Consider the following 17,763-nt stretch of genomic DNA (forward strand, 5'->3'; position numbering starts at 1 on the left):
AAAAAGGAGAATAGCTATGAAATGTGCCTTAATAGGATGTGGGAGAATTTCTACGAACCATGTAAAAGCAATCATTAATAATAATCTGGAACTGATTGCTGTATGCGATATTGTTCCAGAACATATGGAAAAAGTATTGAAGGAGCATAGTTTACAGGACAATCAGAATATTAGACGATATACGGATTATAAAAAACTGTTGAAAGAAAATCAATTGGATTTAGTCGGGATTGCAACAGAAAGTGGCCTTCATGCTGAGATTGCAATCAGTTGTATTGAACATGGAACTCATGTTATTATAGAAAAACCTATGGCAATGAGCATTGAGGATGCCAATAGAATTATTAAGATCTCAGAAGCACGTCATATTAAAGTTTCGGCCTGCCACCAAAACAGGTTTAATATTGCTGTTCAGGAAATGAGGAAAGCGGTAGAAAGCGGAAGGTTTGGAAAACTTTCTCACGGTTCTGTTCATGTACGTTGGAATAGAGGAGTTGATTACTATAGGCAGGCTCCATGGAGAGGAACTTGGGCTCAAGATGGGGGAGCATTAATGAACCAGTGTATTCATGGAATTGATTTACTTCGCTGGATGCTCGGTGATGACATTGAAGAAGTCTATGGTGTTACAAGACAGCAATTTCATCATTATTTAGAAGCAGAAGATATTGGAATGGCAGTTGTAAAATTTAAAAATGGTGCAGTCGCAACAATAGAGGGAACAACTAATGTGTATCCCCATAACCTGGAGGAAACACTGTACCTGTTTGGCGAAAATGGGACAGTAAAACTGGGAGGAAAATCTACCAATAATATTGACGTCTGGGATTTTGCCGATGAGTCAGATTTGGATGATAAAAATAAAGGCCTGAAAGAAGAAACAAGTAATGTATATGGTAACGGTCATACAAGTTTATATGCAGATATGATTGAGGCAATTGAAAATGACCGTAAACCCTATGTAGACGCGTATGCTGGAAAAAATGCATTGGAACTTGTTTTGGCTATTTATAGGAGCCAAAAGGAAGGAAAGCCGGTTAAATTTCCATTAAAAGATTTTGCAAGTGTAGATATGACGGGGGAATTCTGATGGATGATTATTTTGTACATGCCAGTAGTTATATTGATTCGGATGTAAAAATAGGAATGGGAACAAAAATTTGGCATTTTTCTCATGTCCAAAGTGGAGTGAGCATTGGTGAGAACTGTTCGTTTGGACAAAATGTAAACATATCCAATAATGTTAAAATTGGTAATGGGGTAAAAGTGCAAAACAATGTTTCAATATATGAAGGTGTTGAAATGGAGGACTACGTTTTTTGTGGTCCTTCAGCAGTTTTTACTAATGATTTGACTCCGCGTGCCAAGTATCCAAAGGGACGAAAAGGATTTAAAAAAACAATTTTAAAAGAAGGAGCCACTATTGGTGCCAACGCGACAATCGTTTGTGGCAATACGATTGGGAGATGGGCGATGGTTGCTGCTGGTGCAGTGATAACTAGTGATGTCACTGATTATGCTTTGATGGCAGGGGTACCGGCCCGGCAAATTGGATGGGTATGTGAGTGTGGGAACAAATTAGATGAGGAATTGCAGTGTAAATCTTGCAAAAGATGTTATGAAAAGAAAGAACAAGGCATAATGGAGATATCATAATTAAAAAACTTATTACATTGTTTGGAAGGGGCGATTACTTTATGGACAAAAGGCCCAGATGCATTTTTCATATACCCAATCATATCGATGTAGACGCGAAATCAGGCTCTCAAGTGAGGCCTGTTAAAATGATGGCGGCATTTGACAGGATAGGATATGATGTTGATGTGGTAATGGGATATGGCAAGGAAAGAAAAGCGAGCATTAATGCTATAAAGAAAAAAATAAATAAAGGTATAAAATATGATTTTTTATATTCTGAGAGTAGTACTATGCCAACATTGCTGACAGAAAAAAATCATTTACCGCTATATCCATTTTTGGATTTTGGCTTTTTCAAATTTTGTAAAAAACATAATATAAAAATTGCTTTATTTTACCGTGACATACACTGGAAATTTGGACAGTATAAAGCTAAGGTCCCTTTATATCAGAGAATGGTGACTATACCAATGTATAGATACGATTTGTTCCAATATCAAAAATATTTAGATATAATTTATCTACCGACGCTTAATATGGGAAAATATGTGAACGGATTGGGGAATGTCTCAAAAGTTGATACATTACCTCCGGGAGCAGATAAGAGAATAGTAGATGATAAAAGTGAAAATTATAATACTTCTGACAGCACAATAAATATTTTTTATGTAGGTGGAGTATTGGGGATATACAATTTTGAAAAGTTATTAAAAATCGCAAAACAAAAGTCTTATGTAAGATTGAAATTATGTTGTCGTGAAAATGAATGGAATATGGCAAAGCATAAGTATTCTGATTATTTAACGGAACGAGTGGATATAGTGCACAAGCATGGTAAAGAATTAGAACAATATTATGCGTGGGCGGATCTGTGCAGTTGTTATTTTGAGCCAAGCCTATATATGGAAATGGCTGTCCCGATTAAACTATTAGAGTATGTTAGTTTTCAGGTTCCAATTATTGCTACAAAAGGAACTGCAGCAGGGAATTTCGTGGAAAAGTATGGTTGCGGCTTTAGTATTCCCTATGATGAGGGTAAGTTAGAAAATGTATTAGAAACTATCCATGAGGATAAACGCTTATTGTTAAATAAGTATAAGCAAATTAAAGATTGTATTAATGAAAATACGTGGGAGAGCCGGGCACAAAAGGTTGCGGGAGATTTGACAAGTATAGAAGGAAGGTAATTACTCATGCAGTTTAGAGATTTAAAAGAGCAATATAATGTACTGGAAAAGGATATAAATAAAGCAATACAAAGTGTGCTTTCAAAGTGCAATTTTATCAGTGGAGATGAAGTGGGGGAGTTGGAAGAACTGCTCGCAGAGTATGTAGGCATTAAACACTGTGTAACCTGTGGTAACGGAACTGATGCGATGAGTATGATGATGATGGCATGGGATATCCATGAGGGAGATGCTGTGTTTGTTCCTGATTTTACGTTTTTTTCATCAGGTGAGATTGTTGCCCATGCAGGAGCTGTTCCTGTGTTTTATGATGTGGAATTAGAAACTTATAATGCAGACATAAACTCATTGGAAAATGCTATCCGTCTAGTCATTGAGGAGGGAAACTTACGGCCTAGGGCAATTATCGCCGTAGATTTGTTTGGTCTTCCGGCAAACTACACTGACTTGGAAAGACTGGCTGAAAAATATAACCTTCGTATATTGGAAGACAGCGCACAAGGGTTTGGGGGAAAGATTGGGGTAAAACGTGCCGGCAGCTTTGGAGATGCAGCAACTACATCTTTTTTTCCTGCTAAGCCATTAGGCTGTTATGGGGATGGGGGAGCGATTTTTACTAATGATGATGAAACTGCCAAATATCTGCGTTCTATTGCTGTGCATGGAAAGGGGAAGGTTAAATATGATAATATACGTATAGGTATGAATTCCAGATTAGATACACTGCAGGCGGCAATTTTAAAGGTAAAATTAGAAGCATTTAAAAGATATGAGCTTTATAATGTAAATAAGATCGCTGAAATGTATAATGAGCGATTAAAAGATATAGTAACACTGCCGGTTACGCCGGAAGGCTTTTATTCAAGCTGGGCTCAGTACACGATTCAGTTAAACAGTTCTGGGCAGCGTGAAAAATTGCAGCAGTATTTGCGGAAGCATAATATTCCAACGGCGGTTTATTATATAAAACCGATGCACAGCCAACTTGCATTTTCAAGGAATAAAGAATATGTAGAGTGTAAGAATACAGAAAAATTATGTAATACGGTTCTTTCACTGCCAATGCATCCATATTTAAGTGAAAAGGACTGCGATTTTATCTGTATGAACATAAAACGTTGCCTATTAGACAGTTAATGATTTAGTGATACAGTGAGCTGGAAACTAAGGAGAAAAAGTTGTTAAGAAAATTAGATAATAATATACAGAAAATGATGTGTTCCGTTTTAAATATAATTTGGGATTTTACAAAAGCATTGGATATGCGTATACGCGAGAAATTTTTGACAGCGTTCTTTATGATGATAAGTATTATGGCTTATATCTATGCAATACTTCCTATACATGTTCATTTATTGTTGAAGTGTCTGATCGGTACCGTTTTTATGCTGGGAATATTAGTGTTTTCCATAGACAGGGAATTAAAACCTGTCAAACTAAATAGTACAATATGTTTATTATGGTTTGGATTTGGCGTCATACGTTTGATTAGTGGATTAATTATATCCATTGAATATTTGCCGCTTGCATGTATTTGGCTGGTTGGGTTCCCCTCAATTTTTTTTGTCTGGAATAATAGAAAAGATTATGAGAAATTATTCGAACATATTTATACTGCGTTTTTGTATCCGACTATTGTGTTTTTTGTGGCTTCTATTTTACTTGTGCCAATTAGATCTTCGGCATATTTGGGTTTGACTTCTAATGCCAATGCTGTAGGGCAGCGTATTACAGCCATATTTGGACTGCTTATTGCCTGTTTTATGTTTTATGGTAAAGGTAAGAAATATGTAAAAATTCTAAACCTGCTATGTATTTGGTTTTCAATTGCGTTTGCTGTTTATTCTAGGGGTCGGACAATAACAGTAGTACTTGCCAGTGTAATTATTGCCGCATTCATTTGTGGTGCTGTTATTGTAAAATTAAGCTGGTATGAACTATTAAAGAAGGCTGTAATTTTGCTTATTGGAGGCACTGTGGTAACCTTAATTATTTTGCCTGTTAATAAGGTGGCAACGAGTATCATGCCAGAAGTCAGTTTTCAAGAAGAAAAAGAACAAGACGCAAATTTAAATTCTTTAATAGACGGATATATGGTGAGGATGGAAGGGAATGATAAAGCCAAAGCCGGGATAAACGATTACTCTTCTGGCAGAATGGGAATTTGGATTGAAGCAATCAGTAAATCCAACATGTTGGGACATCCTAGCCGGAATCATATAGTTACAGTTAGAAACGGAGATGTTGGAAATAATACACATAATGTTTTTATACAGTTTATGTATGACAACGGGATAATCGCGTGTGTAGTATTTATACTATTAGTTTTGGTGGCATTAAAGCAAACCGTTTTACTATGTTATAATACGCGGAAGAGACTTTACGCCATTCTGTTAATGATAGAAATATCGTATCTTTGTATTTCGATGTTTACAAGTACTAATATGCCGTTTTTATATGAAATCAGTTTTGTTTTTTATTTTGTATATGCAATTCTGTTTGAGAAATCTTCAGGGTATACATTACATCAAGCGGGTTAATGGAGGAAGTAAAATGCCAGGTATTTATATATCCAATTTTAACAATAAAAATAATTTAAATAATGTTTATCCATCGAAATGTGTATTTGAGGAAATACCAATTAGCGGCTATAAAGTATATCGCAATACATTAGCTAAGTTTATGGATGATAAAGTATTTGCTCAGGACAATGACTTTGTATTGATTACCGAAGGAGTGATCCTAAATCGAATTGAGTTGATGCGGAAGTATAGACAGCAAGATTTTTTCCATACAGTAAAAGAAATGTTAAAGAAAAACGGGGAAGAATTTTTTAAGGAGTTTCGTGGGAGTTTTTGTGGTGCCGTTTATAATAAAGCTTTAGATGAGTGGATTGTTTATACCAATCAAGTCGGTGACAAGTCTGTTTTTTACTATTTTGAGAACGGTAAGTTTGTCATAGGTACTCAAGTTAATTATATTTTAAACACACTAAAGAAAAACGGTTGTCCTTTAACATTCGATAGAAAAGCGATGTACGATATGTTGACTTTTGCATTTATGGAACAGGATAGCACCTATGCACATGAGATAAAGCGATTAGGAGCCGGACAGTATATCAAAATCAGTAAAGGGCAGTTGCACATATATAAATATTTTGAATTTTTGAGAGACGATGGTCATTTAAGAGATTTACAGGAAGAAGAACTAATTGATATTATTGATAGTAAATTTCGTCAGGCAATACAGCGGGAATATGAAAAAGACTTGGAGTATGGCTATAGGATTTACACGGATTTAAGTGGTGGGTTGGACTCCAGAATGACGATGTGGGTAGGGGCAGAGATGGGCTATTTACCGATGACACATCTGACATACTGCCAAGCTAATTATAAGGACGAGCTTATTGCGAAAGATTTAGCAGATTATTGGGGAAACGAGATTGTCGTAAAAAGTTTAAATGACGCTCGCTTTATGTACGATATTGAAAGAATAGTGGAAATGAATAATGGATTATCTTTATATAGTGGTATTACAGGGGGAATGCGCCTTTTAGAAATGATTGATTCTGAGTTTATGGGATTAGAGCATACAGGCCAGCTTGGAGATGCGGTGCTCGGTTCTTTTTATAAAAAAGCAGAGCAAATTGGTAATTGGGAACTAACGGGGATGTATTCAGAAAAATTAAAAGATAGGATTAGTGACGAATATAAACATACATTTTGCGATAATGAAATGTATTTGCTATATACAAGAGGATTTCAGGGGGCTATGTGCACACATTCAATTAGGCAGAACTATACGGAGGTATCATCGCCATTTATTGATGTTGATTTTTTAAGCTTCTGTTATAACATACCGGCGGAATTAAGGGTCAAACATAATATATATATTAAGTGGATATTATCCAAGTATCCGGAAGCGGCAGGATTTGAATGGGAAAAGTCTGGATGTAAGCTTTCTGCTGGAAATGCAGAACAATTTATTAGAAAAGTGATTACGGCGGGCCCTAGGAAGTTGAGGAAAGCACTTAGAATAACAGATAAGATAAGCAATAAGGGGATGAATCCAATGGATTATTGGTATAAAAGTAAGTGTGAGCTGAGCCGTTTTATGGATGGATATTTTGAGGAAAATATTTGTAACAAAGTTTTTGATAAAAAGGAAAAAGAATGCCTTGAAAGTTATTATAAAAATGGTACAACTATGGAAAAAACACAAGCACTAACTGTTTTGGGGGCTGTGAATTATTACTTTGGCAGTTAAATATATAGAGGATAAAGGAGAACAGATGAGTAATATTTTAATAATTCCGTCATGGTATCCTAGCATTAGTTATCCAAATAATGGTAGTTTTTTTAAAGAACAGGCAGAGACATTAAAGAAGGCTGGTTTTAATGTTTCAGTGTTATGTTTAGAGATTCCATATAGAAATACAAAGAAAGATTATAGGTATTTTAGGAAAAATAAATACATTGAAAATGGAATAACAATTTATAGATATGTATATCCATTTGGAATATTGCACCGTTTTCCTCGTCTCTATTATAAATTTCTTAAGTTGGCCAGTGTTTGGATATTTGGTAAAGAATTTAAAAATTATGGATTTTGTAATATTCATGCACATTCATTTTTGATTGGAGGCTATATCGGGGTATGTCTAAGTGAAAAATATGGGTGTCAATGTGTTATTACAGAACATTCATCTAAAATTTTGCGAGGAGTACTGAACGATATCGAGAAAAAGGTGTTAAGAGAATGTGTAGACAAAAGTAACCATTTCGTGTGCGTTTCAAATAATCTGAAAAGGTACGTGGAAAAAATGGTTGATTTTAGGGGGAAGATATGTGTTCAGCCTAATATGGTCAGTCCGATATTCAAATCTTCTTATAAAACTTTCAGCCCATTTTTATTTACGAGTGTTGGAAATTTAATACCGGGAAAGAAAATGGACTTACTTATAGAAGGATTTTGTGAGTGCTTTTCAGAAAAAGATGATGTTATTTTAAAAGTAATAGGAGGAGGCCAGGAAAGGCAAAGACTGGAAGGTATAATTAAATCAAGGAACAGAGAAAATCAGATAATTTTAACAGGACCGTTGCCTAGAAATAAGGTTGCGGAAATTTTGGCACAAAGTAATGTTATGGCGTTAGTGAGTGAAATTGAGACATTTGGAATCGCCTATATAGAAGCATTGGCCAGTGGCAATGTCATTATAGGTGCCCATAATGGTGGCGCAGATGATATTATAACTGAGGATAATGGAGTTTTTATTTCCGAGTTTGATATCGCATCAGTTTCGACAGCGCTGCGTTATGTTCATGATAATTATAATAATTATGATTGTATTCATATAAGAAAAAGTTGTATACAGGAATATGGAGAAGAAGCATTTGTGAATGCGTATAGAAAATTTTGGAGATGTGAATCAAATGAACAATAGCCCAACCCCATTTATAACTTTTATTATTCCAGCTTATAATGCAGAAAAGGTAATCGAAAGCTGCATAGAGAGTATAATCGCTATTAAAAGAAGTGATTTAGAAATAGTTATTGTAAACGATGGATCACAAGATGGCACCTTGGAAATATGCGGTAAAATTGACGATGAACGTATTCGCATTTTTACACAAGAGAACAAGGGAGTATCTGCTGCACGAAATCGAGGGATTTTAGAAGCGAGAGGCCGATTTGTAGCGTTTGTCGATTCGGATGACTTACTGTGTCCTCAAGAAATGGAGAAGGTGCTAAACAGTGTTTCAGATAAAGATGAGCTGATAATGTTTAATTTTAGCAGAAATAGAAATGGAGTAATAAGTAAAGATGCAGTACAATTAGAACCTGGAGTACACGGGAAAAAGGAATTGCTCATATTAAAAGAAAGAGTGCTGGATGTTCCAATATATAAAAATTGGAAAAACCATGTTATGCAGGGAAGTGCAGTTCAATATTTGTATAAACGTACTAAACTTATAGATAGTGATATATTTTTTGAGCCTAAACTTGTATATTCGGAAGACTTATGTTTTTGTCTTGAGATATATACAAATTTTGATAGTATAAAAGTAACAAGTTATTATGCCTATATCATTAATGCTGTGAATAATAGCTCAAGCCGTCGATATAGAGAAGAATTTTGGAATGAACTATTAAATGTTTATGAAAAAATCAATACAATTACACAATCTGAATACGAATCAATATATTACTATTACGGGAGGGGAGCAATTAATCATTATCTGCAATACCTGCCGGTCCAAGAGGTGATCGATAAAAGTAAAAAGATCATATATGATGAAAAGTTTAAGACGAGTATCAAAAATATTAGTTTTGCAAATAAAACCTGGTCCGAAAAATTAGAAGATTGGTTCTATATAAAAAATCATTATGCATTAGTAATATATTATAAGAAAATAGATATGGTATTACACAGGATTGGTGCCGGTATTAAAAGAAAAATAAGATTTATAATTTTAAATGGTAAGATTTGATTAAATAGTTTAATCTGTACGAAAGGATATCTGATGAAAATAGAGCGCACTAGAAATGCAACTAGAAATATTATAGTTGGAACCATTTTTAAAATATACTCAATGCTTATGCCTTTTATAATGCGTACAATAATGATATATGTATTAGGAGTTAATTATCTGGGATTAAATGGACTGTTTACATCTGTTCTTCAGGTACTTAATTTGGCAGAAACTGGTGTTGGCGCGGCTATGGTATTCAGCATGTATCAGCCCATTGCGTCAGATAACCATGAAAAAATATGCATGCTAATGAGGTTGTACAAAGTTTATTATAGGATAATTGGGACTGTAGTTTTAATGGGAGGTATCTTTATTACTCCCTTTTTGAAATATTTAATTAAAAGTGATATACCTGACAATATAAATATTTATATATTATATTTTATGAATCTGGCATCAACTGTAAGTACATATTGGCTTTTTTCTTATAAAACCAGTCTGTTATTTGCACATCAGCGTTCAGATGTTTCAACGAAAGTAAGTTTGGTTACAGAAACCTGTAAATATTTGCTTCAGGCGATGGCATTGATTTGTTTTAGAAGTTATTATCTATATACAATCATAATTGTGTTTACACAGATCGTTGCAAATTTAATTACGGCATTTATAACAAACAAAATGTATCCGTCATATAAGGCAAAAGGCCTGCTGCCGCGTGAAGAAATAAAGGTGATTAATAAAAAAATAAAAGATTTATTTATGACAAAAATCGGAACAGTAATATTTAATTCCGCAGATACATTGGTGATTTCAGCGTTTTTGGGGTTGAGGGTTCTAGCTATTTATCAAAACTACTTCTATATTGTCACTTCCATAACAGGCATAGTCGGAATAATATTTACTTCGTGTACAGCTGGCATTGGAAATAGTCTAATCACAGAAACAGAGGAGAAAAATTACACTGATTTAAAGAAAATGACTTTGTTGATTTGTTGGTTGACTGGCTTTTGCTCAGTTTGTTTATTATGTCTGTTTCAGCCTTTTATGAAACTGTGGGTGACTGAGAAACTCATGTTACAGTTCAGTGCTGTAATTTGTTTCTGTGCGTATTTCTTTGTTAGCCACATCTATCTTCTGTTTGAATTATATAAGGATGCGGCCGGTATGTGGCATGAAGACAGATTCAGGCCTATGGTTGTCTCGTTCATTAATTTATGTTTAAATCTTATTCTTGTCCAATTCATTGGAGTATATGGAGTATTGATTGCAAGTTGTCTCGCCAAAGGATTGTTTGGTCTTCCATGGGTGTTGTATAATCTGTTTCATGTGGTTTTCCACAGATCACCATGGAATTACATTAAGAGATTATTGTATTATGTTTTTACGTCAGTTATTGTCAGTGCGGTTGTATTCGCGATATGTACACTAGTAACGTGCGGTGGAATTGCGGAGTTGGCAGTTAAACTGACCATTTGTTGTTTGATTGGCAATTCGTTTTTTTGGATCTTGCTGAGACGGGACAGTCAATTTAAGGCAGCTATAGGATTACTGCAAAGATTTGTACCGGAGAAGCTTAAGAGGTTAATTCACTAGACATATATCATTGAATGGAGTGAAACGATGAGTAAGAAGGTAAGTGTAAACTGTTTTATCAGAACAGGAATATTAATATTGGCTTTTATATTATTTTTGAAGGGATGGCTGGTAAGCAGTATACCCATTTTAAGTATTTCTATATTTTTAATATGGCTGAATAATATTATTTTTTCACTTAATAACGTACGTGAAAAAATTGTATTCCTTTTGTTTCAAGTGGCTATTTTTACATTTTTAATATCACGTCCATTGATTGGAACCTTGAGTAAAGGGGAATGGTGGACGATATCTGGTCAAGCAGTGGAAAATTTCCGTTTCGCTTTTCTTGTGGTAGCAATAGCAATGGTGGGACTGTATATTGGGGCTTTGGTTTCGGGTAAACTGTTAAAAAATAATAAAGATTTGATCAATAAAGGTAATTATGAAAAAGTAGAATTTAAAAAAAGTCTTCAGAATATATCACTGATTGTGTTTAGCATATCAGCTGTTTTTTATGGAGTGCAGGAAATAGAAAAGTTAGTATATATGGCGGGGAAAACATATGTTCAATTTTATCAAGGTTTTAGTGGACAGATGCCTTCCTTTGTATATCTTTTTGCATCTTTTATGAAATATAGCCTTTGTATATTTTTAGCTACAATGCCAGATAAAAGGAAAGCATTTTTGCCACTGGCCGTATTTGAATTAACTGCTGTACCTCAACTGATAATCGGTATTAGGAATCCACTGATTTTGAATAGTATGTTTATTTTGACTTATTATATTTTGAGAGATTACTTTGAAGGTTCTTCTGTTTGGCTGGGGAAGATTGAAAAGCGGTTATTATGTATTAGTGCACCGGCCATATTGATACTAATGAAGATATTTACTAATATACGCGGTCATGTTCAAATAGAGTTTTCGAATGTCTTTCAAATGATAAAAGACTTTTTTGATGGTCAGGGGGTAACATTTGAGGTGTTAACAAAATGCTACGGATGGATTGGGAATTTGCCTTCAAGAAATTTACGAAACTACACTTTTGGAGAATTCATTGATTATATTCAGTATGGCAGCATTGGACAGAAAATATTTGGGACATCACCACTGCCTGATTATAATTGCGAGGCCAATGGTTTACTAAGTAATAAGCTTTCCCATAATTTAGCTTATGCAATGGATAAAGACTCTTACTTGGCAGGACGCGGTTGGGGATCTTCTTTTATTTTAGAAAACTATATTGATTTTGGTTATATAGGAGTTATTATTTTTAGTGTTTTGCTGGGGATGGTACTCATAGCTTTTGTCAAGAAATTTAACACAAATATAATTTTAAATGTTATTATACTAGTAAGCATTACGAGTATATATTTTATGCCGAGGGCAGAAGCGACTGGCTGGCTGTTGTTTATAATAACATTCCGATTTTGGGCTTGTATAATAATGTGCTACTTTCTGACATGGGTGTACAGGAAATATATATCAGGCGCATTTATTAGGAAATAGATCACTTATTAAAAACGGAGGAGTATAACATGAAAAGTAAAAAGATATTGAGCCTTTTGCTGGTTGCTGTATTTAGTTGTCAGACAGCCACAGTATATGCAGATGAAGGGGATGGGTATCAGGCAGATGAGATTAGTGAAGAACAGATATATGAGAAGGAATTGCCTAAATTCAGCATAGAAGATATGAATCTCATTATAGGAGAACAGAGATATTTTTATGCGTTGCCTGATGATTTGAATTTGCAGGAAAATGAGTTGAAAGTAACTGTTGAAGATGAAGCGGTTGTTAAAATACAGATTGCGGCACCGGAATCTTTAGAGGCTGATATTAAAGATGGTGTGCCAGAAAATGCCCAATGGTATTGTGCTATAGGTATAAGCCAGGGTGAGACGATGATTTGTATTCAAATGGGAAATAAAGAGAAGAAAATTCCAGTAATTGTATCCGGTCAAGAAGGCGATTCGGAAGAAAAGAATGAGAAGAATACTGAGGAAGGTCAGATAGATGGTGAAGCTATAACAAAAGACAAGATTGCTGAGAATACATATAATACATTCAGTGTTCAAACAGGGTGGACAGAAAGAGAAGGTAAAAAATATTATATAAATGGGAATGGAGAGGCCTGTAAGGGTATTACGAAAATAGAAGGAGTATTATACTATTTTGATGAAAATACAGGGGCATTAACAGAATCTGCCGGCTGGATAGATATAAATGGCAGCAGATATTTTTGTAATGAAGAAGGAAAACTGTATAACCGTCAGTTTATAAAGTTTGGAAATATATATTATTATATGGGTGCAGATGGTAGTTTGCAAAAAGGGATATTTCAGGCGGATGGAAAGAAATACTATGCCGATCCTGCCACCGGACAGGTAAACCTGAAGGCAGGCTGGATAGAAGACAGCGGTAAAAGATATTTTGCAAACGAAGAAGGGATACTGTATATTAATCAGTTTATTAAGTTCGGAAGTATATATCATTATTTGGGTGATGATGGAAGCGAGCAAAAAGGAACTTTTGAAGTGCAAGGAAAGAAATATCATGCAAACTCTGCTACTGGTGAAATCAAATTAGAGGCTGGCTGGATAGAAGATGACGGTAAAAGGTATTACGCAGACGAAGAAGGGGTACTGTATGCGAATCAGTTTATCAGGTTTGGAAACATATATTATTATATGGGTGATGATGGAAGCGTACAAAAAGGAACTTTTGGGGCAAACGGAAAGAAATACCACGCCAATTCTGACACAGGCCAAATCAAATTAGAGGCAGGCTGGATAGAAGATAACGGTAAGAAATATTATTCATACGGTGGAGGGGAAATATTCTACAGCCAGTTTATCAGTTTTGGAGCGATATCCTATTACATGGGGGCTGACGGGAGCATTCAGAAAGGGGTCATACAGACCGGAGATAAAGTATACTATGCGGATGAGAGCACAGGTCAGATCCAGAAGAAGGTCGGCTGGATAGATAGCGGAGGAAAGAGATATTTCTCCAATGAGGCCGGGATACTTTACAGCAGCCAGTTTATAAGTTTTGGAGCGGTAACCTATTACATGGGGGCTGACGGGAGTCTCCAAAAAGGGATCATACAGGCTGGAGACAAAGTATACTATGCGGATGAGAGCACAGGTCAGATCCAGAGGAAGGTCGGCTGGATAGAAAGTGGTGGAAAGAGATATTTCTCCAATGAGGCCGGGATACTTTACAGCAGCCAGTTTATAAGTTTTGGAGCGGTAACCTATTACATGGGGGCTGACGGGAGTCTCCAGAAAGGAATCATACAGGCTGGAGACAAAGTATACTATGCGGATGAGAGCACAGGTCAGATCCAGAAAAAGGTCGGCTGGATAGATAGCGGAGGAAAGAGATATTTCTCCAATGAGGCCGGGATACTTTACAGCAGCCAGTTTATAAGTTTTGGAGCGGTAACCTATTACATGGGGGCTGACGGGAGTCTCCAGAAAGGGATCATACAGGCTGGAGACAAAGTATACTATTCGGATGAGAGCACAGGTCAGATCCAGAAGAAGGTCGGCTGGATAGATAGCGGAGGAAAGAGATATTTCTCCAATGAGGCCGGGATACTTTACAGCAGCCAGTTTATAAGTTTTGGAGCGGTAACCTATTACATGGGGAATGACGGGAGCCTTCAGAAAGGAATCATACAGACTGGAGGCAAATTATACTATGCGGATGAAAGCACGGGACAGATTCAAAAGAAAGCTGGCTGGATAGAAAGTGGTGGAAAAAAATATTATTCTAACGAAGCGGGCGTTCTGTATAGCAGTCAATTCATCAGTTTTGGTTCCAATTGTTATTATATGGGAGCCGACGGAAGCATGCAGAAGGGGAAACAATATATAAATGGTAAGTGGTATTATTTTGATGAGGAGACCGGGCTTATGATAAGAAGTACGGGATGGTTCTCCAGTGGGCCTAACAGGTATTATCAGAAATCAGATGGTACACTTGCAATAGGATATACGGATATAGATAATATTAGATATTATTTTAACAGCAGCGGTGTTCTGGCCTCTAAGATGGGCATTGATGTATCACAGTGGCAGGGAAATATAGACTGGAGGAAGGTTAAAGAGGCAGGTGTGGAATTTGCTTTTATCAGAGTGGGATACAGAGGAAGTGCCAGTGGGAATCTCGCGGCGGATCCTTATTATAAGCAAAATATTGAAGGGGCATTAGCAGCGGGAATAAAAGTTGGTGTGTATTTTTTCTCGCAGGCAACTACTGTACAGGAAGCCAGGGAAGAAGCTTCCTATACATATAATCTCATTAAAAATTATAATATAACATATCCGGTTGCATTTGATACTGAGTATTATGATTCTGCGCATAGTGGAAGAGCTGATAAGCTCAGTGCGTCCACCAGAACATTGCTGGCAAATATTTTCTGTTCTGAAATAAGAAATTATGGTTACACAGCTATGATTTACTCTGGGACATATTTTATGAATAATAATCTTCAGATGTCATTACTAACCAACTGTTTGGTGTGGGTTGCACAGTATAATAAGGAGCTTCAATATAAGGGGACTTATAAATGTTGGCAATACAGCAGTTCTGGAAGAGTCAATGGCATCAATGGAAATGTTGATATGAATGTATGGATTAATTAGAAACTGTAAGCATGTAATCTGTATTAAATGATATTCAGGGGAGTTGTTAAAGTTAACCGCGAATTGGGGCAAACTGTTTGACAACTCCCCTGGATTTGTAGTTGTAAGTCAAATTATTGTGTGGTATATTTACGTATGAAATAATAAAAATACAACGAATAAAGAGGTTACGGTCATGAATAGACATTCAGAGATACAGGAATATAAAATGATGTGGTGCTCTATTTTTATTTCTGCCATTTTTACCTTCTGCATTGGGTTGGTGATTTCGGTTTTTGTTGTTGATAAATTGGATGTAAATTATATATTACAGCATTTTTACAGACCAATTACAGATTTTACAGCAGAAACACAAGAAAAAATGCAATATATTTTGTGTACGGTAAGTTATCCGGTTATTTTTTTTATAAGTTTTAGCATAGTGAAAAAATTTGTTAGTTTTTCAAATAGTAATGTTTATACGAAAGGTTATTTGTCTGTTATTTTAACTGGAATTTTATTGGTTATCAGCCTGGAAGGTACGGGGGGGGGGGTACATACTGTCGATTTACAGGGCTTTAGACCATAATGATTATACAGCATTGGTAATTAACATAATTTTTTTATCAATGTGTGTGTTATTTAGTACAATATATATAAATGTAGTAGGAAAACATTATGTCAAGCAAAAGTATAATATAGTTTTTATAATCGTTATAGTGGTAGTCTTACTTTTGACATCTTTTCTCTTTGTCATTGACAGATATGACAGAAATCCTTATATGATGCACCATTTTAATGCATACTTTTATCCTGTTTACAGAGTATACAGCGGGCAGACTTTGACGGTAGATTTCCACAATATGTATGGTTTTTATCCTTATTTGCTGCTCCCGATTGCGCTTATATTTGGTGGAGGGAAATTAACGGAGTATGGATTTAGCCTGACGATGATGTTATTGGTTTTTATAGTATTTGGGTGTTTAGCCTATGTCATCTGGAAGTCGATAAGGTTTAAGTTTTTAGCGGTGGTAAGTACCTTAGCGGTTATTTTTGTGGCTTGTTTGATGGAATTGAGCAACAAAGGATCATATTATTTGCAATACTGTCCTCATAGAATGTTATTTCCGTGTGTGATTATTTTGTTTATATATAAATGTATTCAAAATGACTGCAGCAACAAATCATGGCTTTTAGGGGGATACTGGATTGCTGCAATAAGTATATTTTTTAACTTAGATACAGGTGTGATAGTGGCAATTGTTTGGCTGCTATTCCGGTGCTATTGGAATCTTCTGGATAAAATATCTATTAAACAATTTTTATTAAAGTCACTAAAACAATTTTCATTAATTATTTTATGTTCTGTTGCTATATTTATGTTAATTTCTTTCATTACGTATTATCGAACAGGTTCATGGATTAGACTATCAGAATTTTTTCTTACGCAAACAGTATTTTATAAATATGGTTTTTATATGATTAAGATGAGTTTATGGCATCCATGGTTGATCCTGGTAGCCATATATATGGTTTCATTGTCCAAAAGTATAAAGAATATATATTGGTTAAGTAAAAAACAGATGGGTAAGGAACAGAAGATCATCAGCCAATTGTATTTTGTTTTGCCCGTTATGGGGATGGGAATATTTTCCTATTATCAAGGTAGAAGTCATAATGAAGTGTTTTCATGGATAGTGTGGCCTGCAGTTATAATCATAGCATTGTTTACACAGGATAAGTTATTATATTATAAGGAGAAAGGAAAGTTATCTGGCAGCAATAATGCTAAGCTATATATAGGGCTGATTGGTCTTCTTTTTTTGTCCTTTGATACCATAGGAATTCTGGTCTTTCCTAAGGTGCTGTCTCCGCTTAAAAGTAGTAAAATAGAAGAGACATATATAGATGTTTCAGCTGAATTTATCCAAAAATTTTGGCCGGAGCAAAAGGTGGATTTGATTTTAAGCGATAATGTTCAGGTTGCGGTGCAATTGGGTATGCCTTTGGACACTCCATTCACAGAATATATTGACTGGTATACGAAAGAAGATTACAATGAAATTATAGATTATTTAAAACAAACTAGAAATTTAGTAGCGTTTGACAATGTTACGTTGTCCGCATTAAGGCTATATAAATCTGAAGAAATGAAGGAAATAGAATCTGACTATTTACATTTGGAAGAAATAGAGGATGCAGGTGGAACAGAGATTTTTTACATGTACAGGCCAAATATAGAAAGATGAGGGAGGATAT

Annotated in this window: 13 protein-coding genes; all 13 read left to right on the forward strand. The window is 35.3% G+C overall.

Going from position 1 to position 17,763, the window contains the following annotated elements:
• The first annotated feature begins 16 nt into the window (after positions 1–16).
• Positions 17–1,090 carry a Gfo/Idh/MocA family protein gene (locus LAJLEIBI_RS05855; protein WP_040435125.1) on the forward strand — a complete coding sequence of 358 codons (1,074 nt, stop codon included), beginning with the start codon at positions 17–19 and terminating at the stop codon, positions 1,088–1,090.
• Complete coding sequence (locus LAJLEIBI_RS05860) at positions 1,090–1,656, forward strand: acyltransferase (RefSeq protein WP_006443586.1); 567 nt, start codon at positions 1,090–1,092, stop codon at positions 1,654–1,656. The genes LAJLEIBI_RS05855 and LAJLEIBI_RS05860 overlap by 1 nt, the downstream gene beginning before the upstream one ends.
• A gap of 128 nt (positions 1,657–1,784) precedes the next feature.
• On the forward strand, positions 1,785–2,825 hold the full coding sequence (locus LAJLEIBI_RS05865) for a glycosyltransferase (RefSeq protein WP_242654915.1): 1,041 nt from the start codon (positions 1,785–1,787) through the stop codon (positions 2,823–2,825).
• Between the two features lie 6 nt (positions 2,826–2,831).
• Complete coding sequence (locus tag LAJLEIBI_RS05870) at positions 2,832–3,962, forward strand: DegT/DnrJ/EryC1/StrS family aminotransferase (protein ID WP_006443588.1); 1,131 nt, start codon at positions 2,832–2,834, stop codon at positions 3,960–3,962.
• A gap of 41 nt (positions 3,963–4,003) precedes the next feature.
• The gene (locus tag LAJLEIBI_RS05875) at positions 4,004–5,365 is read left to right on the forward strand and encodes an O-antigen ligase family protein (protein ID WP_040435126.1); all 1,362 of its coding nucleotides are present in this window, start codon (positions 4,004–4,006) and stop codon (positions 5,363–5,365) included.
• Between the two features lie 13 nt (positions 5,366–5,378).
• Positions 5,379–7,091, forward strand: a complete 1,713-nt coding sequence (locus LAJLEIBI_RS05880; RefSeq protein WP_006443590.1) for an asparagine synthase-related protein — start codon at positions 5,379–5,381, stop codon at positions 7,089–7,091.
• Between the two features lie 25 nt (positions 7,092–7,116).
• The gene (locus LAJLEIBI_RS05885; RefSeq protein WP_040435127.1) at positions 7,117–8,268 is read left to right on the forward strand and encodes a glycosyltransferase; all 1,152 of its coding nucleotides are present in this window, start codon (positions 7,117–7,119) and stop codon (positions 8,266–8,268) included.
• On the forward strand, positions 8,225–9,316 hold the full coding sequence (locus tag LAJLEIBI_RS05890) for a glycosyltransferase family 2 protein (protein WP_083790617.1): 1,092 nt from the start codon (positions 8,225–8,227) through the stop codon (positions 9,314–9,316). The genes LAJLEIBI_RS05885 and LAJLEIBI_RS05890 overlap by 44 nt, the downstream gene beginning before the upstream one ends.
• A 33-nt stretch (positions 9,317–9,349) precedes the next feature.
• Entirely contained in the window at positions 9,350–10,891 is a 1,542-nt protein-coding gene (locus LAJLEIBI_RS05895) for a lipopolysaccharide biosynthesis protein (protein ID WP_006443593.1), read from the forward strand.
• Positions 10,892–10,918: 27 nt separating this feature from the next.
• Complete coding sequence (locus tag LAJLEIBI_RS05900) at positions 10,919–12,379, forward strand: O-antigen polysaccharide polymerase Wzy family protein (protein WP_006443594.1); 1,461 nt, start codon at positions 10,919–10,921, stop codon at positions 12,377–12,379.
• Positions 12,380–12,408: 29 nt separating this feature from the next.
• Positions 12,409–15,525 (forward strand): GH25 family lysozyme, encoded by a 3,117-nt coding sequence (locus LAJLEIBI_RS05905; protein ID WP_149301904.1) that lies wholly within the window; start codon positions 12,409–12,411, stop codon positions 15,523–15,525.
• Positions 15,526–15,700: 175 nt separating this feature from the next.
• Positions 15,701–16,093, forward strand: coding sequence for a hypothetical protein (locus tag LAJLEIBI_RS05910; protein ID WP_147570364.1), 393 nt, complete (start codon positions 15,701–15,703; stop codon positions 16,091–16,093).
• A 193-nt stretch (positions 16,094–16,286) separates the two neighbouring features.
• A complete protein-coding gene (locus LAJLEIBI_RS05915; RefSeq protein WP_205689592.1) occupies positions 16,287–17,753 on the forward strand; it encodes a hypothetical protein in 1,467 nt (488 codons plus the stop codon).
• Positions 17,754–17,763 lie beyond the last annotated feature (10 nt).

Origin of the sequence: [Clostridium] hylemonae DSM 15053, from assembly GCF_008281175.1 — a bacterium.
Classification (GTDB): domain Bacteria; phylum Bacillota; class Clostridia; order Lachnospirales; family Lachnospiraceae; genus Extibacter; species Extibacter hylemonae.